General features: G+C 36.7%; 14 protein-coding genes. All 14 read left to right on the top strand.

What is annotated here, in order from left to right; translation table 11 throughout:
* The first annotated feature begins 30 nt into the window (after positions 1–30).
* Positions 31–291, top strand: coding sequence for a stage VI sporulation protein F (locus GMJ66_RS05045; protein WP_156289240.1), 261 nt, complete (start codon positions 31–33; stop codon positions 289–291).
* Positions 292–657: 366 nt separating this feature from the next.
* Positions 658–855, top strand: coding sequence for a DUF2768 domain-containing protein (locus tag GMJ66_RS05040; RefSeq protein ID WP_197046604.1), 198 nt, complete (start codon positions 658–660; stop codon positions 853–855).
* Between the two features lie 22 nt (positions 856–877).
* The gene (locus GMJ66_RS05035) at positions 878–1,600 is read left to right on the top strand and encodes a hypothetical protein (RefSeq protein WP_231514814.1); all 723 of its coding nucleotides are present in this window, start codon (positions 878–880) and stop codon (positions 1,598–1,600) included.
* A 210-nt stretch (positions 1,601–1,810) separates the two neighbouring features.
* Complete coding sequence (gene spoIVA / locus GMJ66_RS05030; protein ID WP_156289239.1) at positions 1,811–3,289, top strand: stage IV sporulation protein A; 1,479 nt, start codon at positions 1,811–1,813, stop codon at positions 3,287–3,289.
* A gap of 1,801 nt (positions 3,290–5,090) precedes the next feature.
* A complete protein-coding gene (locus GMJ66_RS05025) occupies positions 5,091–5,363 on the top strand; it encodes an HU family DNA-binding protein (protein ID WP_085992027.1) in 273 nt (90 codons plus the stop codon).
* A 115-nt stretch (positions 5,364–5,478) separates the two neighbouring features.
* Positions 5,479–5,703: a trp RNA-binding attenuation protein MtrB gene (mtrB, locus tag GMJ66_RS05020; RefSeq protein ID WP_156289238.1), complete on the top strand. Its 225-nt coding sequence runs from the start codon at positions 5,479–5,481 to the stop codon at positions 5,701–5,703.
* Positions 5,704–5,821: 118 nt separating this feature from the next.
* On the top strand, positions 5,822–6,613 hold the full coding sequence (locus GMJ66_RS05015; protein ID WP_156289237.1) for a heptaprenyl diphosphate synthase component 1: 792 nt from the start codon (positions 5,822–5,824) through the stop codon (positions 6,611–6,613).
* On the top strand, positions 6,614–7,324 hold the full coding sequence (menG, locus tag GMJ66_RS05010) for a demethylmenaquinone methyltransferase (protein ID WP_156289236.1): 711 nt from the start codon (positions 6,614–6,616) through the stop codon (positions 7,322–7,324).
* A gap of 65 nt (positions 7,325–7,389) precedes the next feature.
* Positions 7,390–8,361, top strand: coding sequence for a heptaprenyl diphosphate synthase component II (hepT, locus tag GMJ66_RS05005; RefSeq protein ID WP_156289235.1), 972 nt, complete (start codon positions 7,390–7,392; stop codon positions 8,359–8,361).
* A gap of 78 nt (positions 8,362–8,439) precedes the next feature.
* Positions 8,440–8,886 carry a nucleoside-diphosphate kinase gene (gene ndk, locus GMJ66_RS05000; protein ID WP_156289234.1) on the top strand — a complete coding sequence of 149 codons (447 nt, stop codon included), beginning with the start codon at positions 8,440–8,442 and terminating at the stop codon, positions 8,884–8,886.
* A 60-nt stretch (positions 8,887–8,946) separates the two neighbouring features.
* Positions 8,947–9,723, top strand: a complete 777-nt coding sequence (locus GMJ66_RS04995) for a CheR family methyltransferase (RefSeq protein ID WP_156289233.1) — start codon at positions 8,947–8,949, stop codon at positions 9,721–9,723.
* Between the two features lie 152 nt (positions 9,724–9,875).
* On the top strand, positions 9,876–11,045 hold the full coding sequence (gene aroC / locus GMJ66_RS04990; RefSeq protein WP_156289232.1) for a chorismate synthase: 1,170 nt from the start codon (positions 9,876–9,878) through the stop codon (positions 11,043–11,045).
* The gene (aroB, locus tag GMJ66_RS04985; protein WP_156289231.1) at positions 11,045–12,118 is read left to right on the top strand and encodes a 3-dehydroquinate synthase; all 1,074 of its coding nucleotides are present in this window, start codon (positions 11,045–11,047) and stop codon (positions 12,116–12,118) included. The genes aroC and aroB overlap by 1 nt, the downstream gene beginning before the upstream one ends.
* On the top strand, positions 12,115–12,483 hold the full coding sequence (aroH, locus tag GMJ66_RS04980; RefSeq protein WP_156289230.1) for a chorismate mutase: 369 nt from the start codon (positions 12,115–12,117) through the stop codon (positions 12,481–12,483). The genes aroB and aroH overlap by 4 nt, the downstream gene beginning before the upstream one ends.
* Position 12,484: the final 1 nt, after the last annotated feature.

Genomic DNA, 12,484 nt, shown 5'->3' with positions numbered 1-12,484 from the left:
GATGAATTAACAATGCAAGGAGGAAAAAGTGTGAATAATTTTCAAAAGGGTATGTTTGATAAAATACAGCAAAATGCGAATATAAATCCTGATGATATTTATAAAGTTGCTGAATCGGTTAAACATGCAGATTTCTCAGATGAGAGAACGGTAAGGAAATTGGTCCGTCATCTTGCAAAAATGGCAAATAAGCCTTTATCCAAGGAAAAAGAAGACTCTATTGTTCAAGCTATTACCAATAACAAAATTCCAGCAGATGCACAATCTTTAAATGAATTATTTAAAAAGTAACGATTCATGGGCAAGTGAGGATACATTAAGACGTTTACACGCATAAAATAAATCGCACAAGCATTCCAAAATAGAGCCTGCATGGAATTTATTTAGTCAACCCGAGATGAAGCTAGCCCCCTTCATCTCGGTTTTTTTATACCATTGGAAAAAAGCATATTCATTCGTCTTTTAGCTTTCAGTTACTCGTTCCACCGAAAAGATTTCTTACCACGTTAAAAGTTTGCCAAATCGAATTCACTTCTTGGTCTGAAATCTAATCTTTTCCTTACCTGTAAAATACGAAATACAGACATAAAATCCATATTCATACGGGAAAATGTGTTATAATACGACATGCATAGAAAAATAATAGGGGTGAATAATGTGTCAATTTCCATGCTTAAAATGTATATTTCCTTTGCTGGGATGATATTTTTATTTTTAGCTATGGGCTTAATCCTTCTTAGCCGATATAAACTAAATGGGTGGCTGGCTAAAACTGTTTCACTAATAGCTTACATATGTTTAGTTTTAGGATCATTTATCATTATTTATATTGTTATCACTGGTCCAACAGCTTAGTTTAGATAAGGAGGGCATTTAGTTGAAACGTACATATACCGGTTCATTAATCATGTTTTTTTGCATGATTTTTCTAAGCGGCTGCTTGTATCCAGAAAGCGAAAAGGCGGAAAATCAAACACCTTATGAAGATCAGCTGGATCTGGTGCAAACCGCAGTCGACAAATACCGAGAGGAAACAAATGGTTTGGTTCCGATACGGACGAAAGAAAATGATACACCAATTTTTGAAAAATATTTAATTGATTTCAGTTTATTAAAGGAACGGAACTTTATTTCAGAAATACCTGGAAATGCCTTTGAAAATGGTGGGATGTATCAATATGTACTCATCACACCCGAAGAGGATCCAAGGGTAAGATTGATTGATTTAAGGCTCACTGAAGCTATTCGTAGTGTTAATATACGGGTAGATGCATATCGTGATGAACATATTTTCCCTCCATTTGGGGAGGTTATTCAAGATGGAATCTATACGGTTGACCACGAAAAAATAGGATTAGAGTCGCCGCCAACTGTGAATAGTCCCTATTCCAACGAGCACCTTCCTATCATTATGGACGCTGAAGGGAAATTGTATATAGACTATCGAATAGACTTAAACCAGGTATTACAAGAGTATAGTCATGATTATGCTGAAGGGGACGATATTCGCTACATATTAGCGGAAAATACGCCCTTCGTACCAGCCTATTCTTTAGCCTATACGATGGAAAATAATGAACCAGTTTTTTTAAATAAATAAGGATTATATATCATATTCCTTCCCTTGTAACATATATTGTTGCAAGGGTTTATTTGTTTATCAAATTTTATTCAGCCATCACATATTCAAATTTTACTCTTTTATAGGAAATTTAAGTCATATTTTGATAGGACAACATCATAGACTTGTAATGTCAATTATTCGTAGTTTATCTGAAAATCAAAGTACTCAAGATCGGGAGGGGATCTTTTGGAGAAGATTGATATTTTTAAAGATATTTCAAAGCGGACAAACGGAGATATTTATCTAGGTATTGTCGGGGCAGTCCGTTCGGGTAAATCCACCTTTATAAAAAAGTTTATGGAATTAGTTGTATTACCCAATATCGATGATGATGGCGAACGTGAAAGAGCGCAGGATGAGCTACCGCAAAGTGCTGCTGGAAAAACTATTATGACGACAGAGCCTAAATTTATTCCAAACCAAGCGGTATCAGTCAATGTGGATGAAGGATTAGATGTAAATGTCAGACTGGTTGATTGTGTTGGATATGCAGTAGATGGCGCAAAAGGATTTGAAGATGAAAATGGCCCTAGAATGATAAATACCCCATGGTATGAGGAACCAATTCCTTTTCATGACGCAGCTGAAATTGGTACGCGAAAAGTTATTCAAGAACACTCTACAATTGGTGTAGTAGTCACAACAGATGGAACGATTGGTGAAATACCACGTAATGACTACGTAGAAGCAGAATCAAAAATTGTAGAAGAGCTAAAAGAAGTAGGAAAACCGTTTATTATGGTAGTTAACTCAACAAGACCGTCCAGTCAGGAAACGGAACTGCTTCGTAATCAGCTATCAGAGGAATATGATATCCCTGTTTTAGCAATTAATATTGAATCCATGTCCGAACATGATGTAAACAGTGTGCTTCGTGAAGCACTTTATGAATTCCCTGTCTTAGAGGTTAATGTGAATTTGCCTAGCTGGGTAATGGTACTTAAAGAAAATCACTGGTTAAGAGAAAATTATCAGGAAGCGATTCAAACAACCGTTAAAGATATTAAAAGGTTAAGAGATGTGGATCAAATTGTCGGTAACTTCGATGAGTATGATTATATTGAAAAGGCGAATTTAGCAGGTATGGAAATGGGGGAAGGGGTCGCTGAAATTGACCTGCATGCTCCAGATTACTTATATGATGAAGTGCTGAAAGAAATCGTTGGTCAAGAGATAAGAGGAAAAGATCATCTTTTGGAATTAATGCAGGATTTTGCACACGCAAAAAGGGAGTATGATCAAGTAGCTGGGGCCCTTCAAATGGTGAAACAAACAGGCTATGGGATTGCTGCGCCTAGGTTAGAAGATATGATTTTAGATGAACCTGAAATTATTAGACAAGGCTCCAGATTTGGGGTTCGCTTAAAAGCAGTAGCACCTTCCATTCATATGATAAAAGTGGAAGTAGAATCTGAATTCGCTCCAATTATTGGCACGGAAAAGCAAAGTGAAGAACTTGTCAGATACTTAATGCAGGACTTTGAAGAAGATCCATTATCTATTTGGGAGTCAGATATCTTTGGAAGATCTCTAAGTTCCATCGTCAGAGAAGGCATTCAAGGAAAAATTTCATTAATGCCAGAAAACGCAAGATATAAATTAAAAGATACACTGGAAAGAATTATTAACGAGGGTACAGGTAGTTTAATAGCAATTATTTTATAGCAGCTTCTTGGTAAGCTGCTTTTTCTATGGTTGAAACTAATAAGGAATCCTCTTTATAAATTTCCTAACAAATATACATTTTTATACGTTAGGAAAGTATAAAAATTTAGCATGAAGAGGATTCGACGTAGTTAAAATTTAAATGTACCAAGTATAAGAAAAACTAACACATTCGATAAAGGACAAGCGAATGCGAGTTCTTCTAAAAAGCTTAGTTGTTTATGATGTAAAATCTATAAACTGCGAAGTAACCTTAGATGATCTTGGAGTTTAATCTACCGTTACGGAAATACACTACGCTTTCCGTGGACGGCTGGTGAGCTAGGGCCGACAGGACGTTGGTCACAAAGGCGCTGCCACAGGTCGTGGCGTTCTTAGCCTTTGTTCTTGCTTAGGAAATTATAAAATGTAAAACCTGTGGATAATTTTTATTACTTTAAGTAGCCACATCCAGCTCCAGCGCCCAGCGACTAGCGAGACTCCCTTCACCTCCGTACGATAAAGAAGACTTGTCGATTGGTGAAACCAGAGGCTTAGTCGCACTTATACCCTTACGGTGAAAGTCAACATCGACTCCCTTTTTTTAAGGAAGGCCGACTAAAAGCGGGCTAGCGCTCAGGCGTCGGCATACCCCTATGAAGGGGCATGTTTCCTTTATCTCCTGCGGGGACTGTTCGGTTAAAACCCCGCTTTGCGCGGCAACACCGAACCACCTGGCATGGCCAGGCGCAGTCCGTACGTCGCTAAACGGGCGCTTGCGCCTTTGTTCCTTAAATGTCGCGTCTTTTGGGGTTTTACCGATGCCTCTTTTCCCAAAGGACAAGGAAGGCTTCGGCAGCGTTATGCCGTACGCAGAAAAAGTGCTTTTCTTTTTCAAGGAGTCTCCGTGTATTTCCTTCGCTAGTTTTGAGCTTTTCAACTTTCTACCTGAGTGTTACTAACGATGTTTGATTGGATTAGTGAACAGTTTGTTTCTCAATACAATAACATATAACATCTTCTTTTTGCTGATGTAACTCGCTTCTGTTAAAACAGGTAACTAGAATATTTGCGGCCAAAAGTAATCTCGTGGAGTACATATCTTTTTTATAGTAAAGTAAGGTCTCACTTCAGGTGAAAAGAAGCTTATCTAACGTACCTTTTATAGGTTATAGCTAAAGATTAACCAGAAAACCAATACTAGCGTAGGCAGAATATGTAGACTCCTCGAAAATAAAAACCGATTTTCTTCGTGCGATGTAGAGCTGCAGTTCGCGTTCCTTGTCTTGTGGGAATAGCACGTTCCAGACCTGAGCAGCGGCAGTTTTCCACGAGGAGGCTTTAGGTCGTGCCCACGAACCGCAAGTATTCTCCCGGAGCGAATGCAAGCACGCATTCAAAATTAGAACAAGCGAGAGCATTACAATGGAATTGTTTACTGTCGCAGTTTATACGAACTGCGACGAGTAAAATAGTTACCGGGCTTATGAAAAAATTAGAAGGGATTTAACGTTTCCGTGTCGTATGTGTAATAGTGTAAGCAATCGTCTATCATATTTAGTAGGTTATTTTGACTTATATAATTATTTTGAAAACATGACAAAAAAAGCCATTTTTTATCAAAATTTAGGGTTTTTGGTAATAATTATTAAAGAAATGGATACTTATTGTTGAATTTTATAGCAATCTCAGTTATTATAAGCCTTGTCATCAATTCATTTTAGATGACTAACGTATAAAAACAGGCAAAATAGTGAACAAATGATGTTAGACTAATTATTTTGTTCTGATTGATAGTACGATTTGGGAGGAGGTGAATGTCATGAATAAAACAGACTTAATTAATGCAGTCGCTGAAAAAAGCGAGCTTTCTAAAAAAGATGCTACAAAAGCTGTTGATGCAGTTTTTGAATCTGTCATGGATTCACTTAAAAATGGTGAAAAAGTACAATTAATTGGATTTGGTAACTTTGAAGTACGTGAACGTTCTGCACGTAAAGGTCGTAATCCACAAACTGGTGAAGAAATCGAAATCCCTGCAAGCAAGGTTCCAGCTTTCAAACCAGGTAAAGCCCTAAAAGATGTAGTTAAATAATATATACATAGGGCAATGAAAAAGGGTACGTTACACAAAAACGTACCCTTTTTATATTAATGTTTTGGAATAAATTTTAAGATGCGATTGAACATATAATGAGGAGGGTGTAAAGATGAGTGATGCAAAATATAATCCGGACTTTTTTGTCATCAAAGCATTGGAAGATGGAGTAAACGTTATTGGCTTAACTAGAGGCTCTGATACACGCTTTCACCATTCTGAAAAATTGGATAAAGGGGAAGTGATGATTGCTCAGTTCACAGAACACACCTCAGCTGTAAAAGTTAGGGGCAGTGCCATTATTCAAACAGGTCATGGTGAAATGAAGTCAGAATAAGAGTGCACTTTATTGTGCGTTTTAGCAGAAAAAAATCAAACATTTGGTTCATGCTAGAAATATGCTATAATAACTAGAGCAATCAAAGAGAGTTGGAGAAAGGCTTTAGGTGATTTTTTTGAATACATCTAGCATGGATATAGCTAATCTGAAAGAACAAATAAGAGATAAATTAAATCATTCATACATAAAACAAATCGTTGGTCAACCATTCATTGATGATGATAAACTGATGATTTTATCTGCGCTAATGGATTGTCAGTCATCCTTATCGGAAATAGAAAAAGAGCGCTGCATTATTACAGCAATGTTGATTCAGGTAGCTTTGGATACGCATGAACAGGTTCCCATAACGTTTCAGCCAAATATGAGTAATGATGAAAAAGCGGTAATTCAATTACGTGTTTTAGCAGGAGATTATTATAGTGGTCTATACTATTTACTATTGTCTGAAATTGAGCAATATGACTTAATTCATACATTAGCAGCTGCAATTAAAGAGATTAATGAATACAAAATGAAGTTATACTATTTGGATGAAAATCTTATAGAAGAGAGCATGGATCTGATTAGGAAAATTGACATATCATTAATTTTATATGTTGCTGATTACGTAAAAGACCCGTCTTTAAATGATATCTCTAGCGAATGGTTAATTATAAATAGATTGATTCGGGAAAAGGACAATTTGAATAATAAGGTAGAGTCAACATTTCTTAGAAAATTTTTAAATAGCAATCATATATCTTTTATAAACCGGGTTGATTCTGTTATTCATGAAAAGTGCCTAACAGTAAAGAATCGACTGGCCGATTTGCCGGAACATCACAAACTATTAAAAGAACACATAAGTAATAAATTGCGCATTGCTGAGAAAAACTTCAAAGCCTCCATTGTGGAAGAGGGATAAATGATGCAAGAACAATCAAAAGAAGAAAGAGTTCATCACGTATTTGAGAAAATTTATAAAAGTTATGATTCCATGAATTCGATTATTTCATTTCAGCGCCATAAAGCTTGGCGAAGAGATGTCATGAAAAGAATGAACGTCCAAAAGGGATCCACAGCAGTTGATATTTGCTGCGGAACCGGTGACTGGTCTATCGCTTTAGCTGAAACAGTCGGAGAAACCGGAAAAGTAATAGGTCTTGATTTTAGTAAAAATATGCTGTCTATTGCAAATGAGAAAAAAGAAGAGATGAAAATCAATCATCTTGAATTAATTCATGGAAATGCAATGGAACTTCCATTTGAGGATAATTCCTTTGACTATGTTACAATCGGGTTTGGACTTCGAAATGTGCCTGATTACATGACCGTGCTGAAAGAAATGTATCGGGTTGTTAAACCAGGAGGTAGAGTAGTTTGCCTGGAAACGTCGCAGCCTACAGTTATTGGTTTTAAACAATTATACTTCTTCTATTTTCGCTATATTATGCCTTTGTTTGGAAGGATATTCGCAAAGAGCTATAAAGAATATGTCTGGTTAAATGAATCTACGAGGTCTTTTCCAGATAAATATAAATTGAAGCAAATGTTTTTAGAAGCTGGATTCTCTCATGTAGAAGTGAAAAGTTATACTGGTGGAGTCGCGGCAATGCATATGGGATATAAAAATTAGAAATCAACTGTACACATTTTGTTACAAAGAATGTGTAACTTCTAGTAACTATAAAGGTGAAACACATGAAACTTCCGAAAACATATGGATATTTAAAAAGGGATTTAGATTTTATAGAGACATCCTTACATCAAACCATTCAAGCTGAACATCCAGTGTTGCGCAATGCTTCTACTGAATTATTAGATGCCGGAGGGAAGAGAATTCGTCCTGTATTTGTTTTGCTTTCTGGACAGTTAGGTGAATTTGATTTAGAAAAGATAAAAAAAGTGGCTGTCTCACTTGAATTAATACATATGGCAACACTTGTGCATGATGATGTGATAGATGAAGCAGAACTTCGACGAGGAAAGCCAACGATAAAAAAACGATATGGAAATAGAGTTGCAATGTATACGGGGGATTATATATTAGCACGTGCACTGGAAGAAATTTCTACACTTAGAAACTCTAATGTTCATCGCATTTTATCCAAAACGATTGTGGAAGTCTGTATAGGTGAAATTGAACAGATGAAAGACAAGTTTAATTGGGATCAAAATTTACGTAATTATTTACGCCGAATTAAACGGAAAACAGCATTATTAATAGCTACGAGCTGCCAATTAGGAGCAGTAGTAGGGGGACTGTCGGAAAAGGAAGCTAAGAAAATGTATCAATATGGCTATTACATTGGAATGTCCTATCAAATAATAGATGATATTTTAGATTTCACATCTTCATCTAAGGAACTTGGAAAGCCAGCAGGAAATGATTTACTTCAAGGAAATATAACGTTGCCTGTGCTATATGCAATGGAGAATCGTTCATTTTTCCTGCTTTTAGAAAAAACGTTTAAGAATCCCGAAACGATTAAAAAAGAGGAAATGAATGAAATAATAAAAGCATTACACCATACGGGTGCTATTGAGAAGTCCTACCAGTTAAGTAATCATTATCTTCAGAAGGCACTATCCACGCTAGAGAGCTTACCAAATAAGAGGGCTAAAAAGACGTTAGAGGATATTGCGAAATTTATTGGCAAAAGACGTACGTAAATCTATTGTTATTTTCTAATAAATTTGATAAGATTTATAGAGCTAGACTAGTATACATACAAATGGGGTGTAAGTACTATGGAGAAAACTTTTTTAATGGTAAAACCAGATGGGGTACAAAGAAATTTGATAGGGGAAATTGTAAGTCGTTTTGAGTCGAAGGGCTATAAACTAGCCGGTGCGAAACTCATGTCCATTCCCCGGAATCTGGCTGAAAAGCATTACGAAGAACACAAAGAAAAACCTTTCTTTGGTGAATTAGTAGACTTTATCACTTCCGGACCAGTATTTGCTATGGTATGGGAAGGTGAAAACGTCATCAGTACAGCTCGTAATATGATGGGGAAAACAAATCCATCTGAAGCAGCACCTGGTACAATCAGGGGGGATTTCGGATTGACTGTTGGAAAGAATGTTATTCACGGTTCCGATTCTTCGGAAAGTTCGGAACGTGAAATCAGTCTGTTTTTCAGCAAGGAAGAGTTACTATCTTACGACAAACAAGATAGTGCATGGATATATTAGTTTATCGACCTCCGTTCTTGGCGACGGAGGTTTTTTAAACTTTGGGGAGTGGCGGGAATATTGGCAGACGAATATTATCATTTCATAAGTGAAATACATAATAAATTAGGTATTAACCTTAGTCTTTATAAAGAAACACAAATGAGAAGACGCATAACAACGCTTAGAAAAAAACGAGGATTTACCAGTTTTGAAGCTTATTATGATGCATTAATGAACGATATTGGGCTACTGAATGAATTTATCGACCGACTAACGATTAATGTGTCCGAATTTTACCGCAATCCCAAAAGGTGGGAAGTATTAAGAAATACGATTTTCCCCTTACTGCTGGAAAAGAATCGTAACTTGTCAATTTGGAGTGCGGCTTGCTCAACTGGAGAAGAACCCTATAGCATTGCGATGATGATCAGAGAATATTTTCCTGAGGCTAATGTGAAAATAGTAGCAACCGATTTAGATGAAAACGTCCTGTTCAGAGCAGAAGAAGGAATTTATCTTGAACAGGCATTAAAGGATCTCCCCAGGGAATTCGTTCATAAATATTTTACTAAGGTTCATAATGTTTATCACATTGATCCATCATTGAAGGAGAACATTACTTATAAAAAACATAATCTCTTAGCTGATCCATACCCGATAAACATGGATTTAATCGTCTGTCGCAATGTGTTAATTTACTTTACAGATGAAGCTAAGGAGCTAATATATCAAAACTTTAGAAATACACTTAAAAAGAATGGTGTGTTATTTGTAGGGAGCACAGAGCAAATCTTTAATCCAAGTAGCTATGATTTAAGATTAATTGATACGTTCTTCTACCAAAAACAAGAATAAGTATCTAGGAAATATTGAGGCATCAAAGTGGCTATTAGCAGATTTCAAAATATTTAAATTTACACCATTTTTATCACAAATTGCGAAAGATATGCTATAGTAATTAGAAAATATTTAGCATTCTAAAATATTGCAGTAAAGGAGAATGTAAATTGCGCTATTTAACAGCAGGAGAATCCCATGGAAAACAATTAACAACAATCGTAGAAGGTATACCAGCCGGAATGCCAATAACAAAGGATGATATTAATGCGTCATTGCTGCGTAGACAGGGTGGCCATGGCAGGGGAAAAAGGCAGCAAATCGAAAAGGATTTGGTGAATATTACAAGTGGTATTCGCCATGGATATACGTTAGGATCACCTATTTCTCTAGTAATCAGTAATGATGATTTTAAACATTGGACAGATATTATGGGAGAAGACCCAATTGATGAAAACGCGGAAGTTCGTAGAGTCGTATCCAAGCCAAGACCAGGGCATGCTGATTTGAATGGGGCATTAAAGTATGGTCATCGTGATATGCGTAATGTACTAGAACGTTCATCTGCTCGGGAAACAGCTGCTCGTGTAGCTGCTGGGGCTGTTGCTAAGACATTGTTAAAACAACTGGGTATTGAAGTAGCCGGATATGTTAAGGAAATCGCAGGAATTCGAGCAAAGGATATAGATTCCCTATCGATGGAAGAACGAATCAATATTTCCACTCATTCACCGGTTATGGTGCTAGACAAAGATGTTGAACAGGAAATGATGGATAAAATTGACCAAACGAAAAAGGAAGGAGACTCCATTGGTGGGGTTTGTGAGGTTTATGTAGAAGGTATGCCAGCAGGAGTTGGTTCATATGTCCATTATGATCGTAAACTTGATTCGCGAATTGCTGGTTCTGTTGTAAGTATTAACGCCTTTAAAGGGGTGGAGTTTGGGATTGGATTTGAAGCAGCCAGAAAATATGGAAGTGAAGTCCATGATGAAATCGCTTGGAGCGAGGAGAAGGGTTACTACCGCACTTCCAATCGTCTAGGTGGTTTTGAAGGCGGAATGACTACCGGAATGCCAATTGTAGTCCGTGGAGTGATGAAGCCCATTCCAACCTTGATGCTAAAACCACTAAAAAGTGTTGATATTGAATCAAAAGAACCATTTAAAGCAACGGTAGAACGGTCAGATGCTTGTGCAGTGCCTGCTGCTTCTGTTGTTATGGAACATATTGTTGCATTTGAGCTGGCAAAAGCGTTAACTGAACAATTTCCGAGTGATCAATTTTCTAAACTGAAAAAAGCCATGGATGATTACCGGGAAGAAATAAGGTGTTTTTAATGGAAGAAATTCAAGTTAAATCGAGTTCGCATAAATACAAGATTGTAATCGGTGAAGGAATTCGTTATACCATTCAACAGTATTTCAAGAAGGAGTATTCTTCCATATTTATCATTTCAGATGATAAAGTAGCCGACTTACACTTAGCTGCTGTAAAGGATAGTCTTCCAAATGAAAATGTGTATGTGACGATTATTCCAGAAGGGGAACAATCGAAAAGCATTGATGTCTATTATCGTTTACAAACGGATGCTATCAACTTTGGTTTAGACCGCAAGTCCTTAATTATCGCACTAGGTGGTGGGGTAGTTGGGGATTTAGCCGGTTTTGTGGCTGCTACATTTATGCGGGGAATCGATTTTATTCAGGTGCCTACCACAATTCTTGCTCATGACAGCAGTGTTGGTGGGAAAGTTGCCATTAATCATGAACTTGGTAAAAATATGATAGGCAGTTTTTATGCACCTGTTGCAGTCATTTATGATGTGGAGGCATTATCTACATTGAACAATAAAGAAGTGCGGTCCGGATATGCGGAGCTGATTAAAGAGGCTTTGATTGCAGATGAGGACAGCTTTCATCATTTCATGCGAACAAATTTAAAAGAGATTACAAATCAGCAGTTACAAAATCATCTATCATTTGGTATTAAAGTGAAGGCCAATATTGTTGAAGAAGATGAAAAAGAAACAGGAGTCAGAAAGTATTTGAATTTAGGTCATACGCTAGGACATGCACTGGAATCAGAATTAGGCTACGGAAAACTATCGCATGGAGAAGCGGTGGCGATTGGATTATTATTTTCTTTATATGTCAGTGATAAAGTATTTTTAAATGAAGCACCTTTTGATACATTGCTCGCTTGGCTGAAAAATAATGGATATCCAATTGACTTAGAGGAATGGAACATTGAAGCGCTCATCCAACGTATGAAAGCTGACAAAAAAACAACGAATAAACGAATTCAGATGGTACTATTGGAAAGAGTAGGAAAACCTACTGTAAAAGAAGTGGAAGATGAAGCATTAATTACTTACTTACAATCATTTAAAGAAAAGTTGGTGACAAAATGACAAGAGGAATACGAGGGGCTACAACTGTTTCTGTTAATGAAGAGAGTGAAATTTTAGATTCGACTAAAGAATTAGTAGAGACGATGATAGAGGAAAATCAGGTACAAGCATCAGAAGTGTCACATGTTTTTATTTCTATTACTAAAGATTTAAATGCAACGTTTCCTGCTAAGGTACTGCGAGGGATAGATGGATGGAAGTATGTACCTGTTATGTGCATGGCAGAAATTGATGTACCAAACAGTTTACAAAAATGTATTCGTATAATGATGGTAACCAATACCAGCAAATCACAGGAGGAAGTCAATCATATCTTTTTAAATGAAGCGGTAAGATTAAGACCAGATTTAATTAAGGGTGAGTAGT

It is taken from the genome of Oceanobacillus salinisoli (assembly GCF_009733865.1).
GTDB classification, from domain to species: Bacteria; Bacillota; Bacilli; order Bacillales; family Amphibacillaceae; genus Oceanobacillus; species Oceanobacillus salinisoli.
This window is presented reverse-complemented; position numbering and strand designations above follow the sequence as displayed.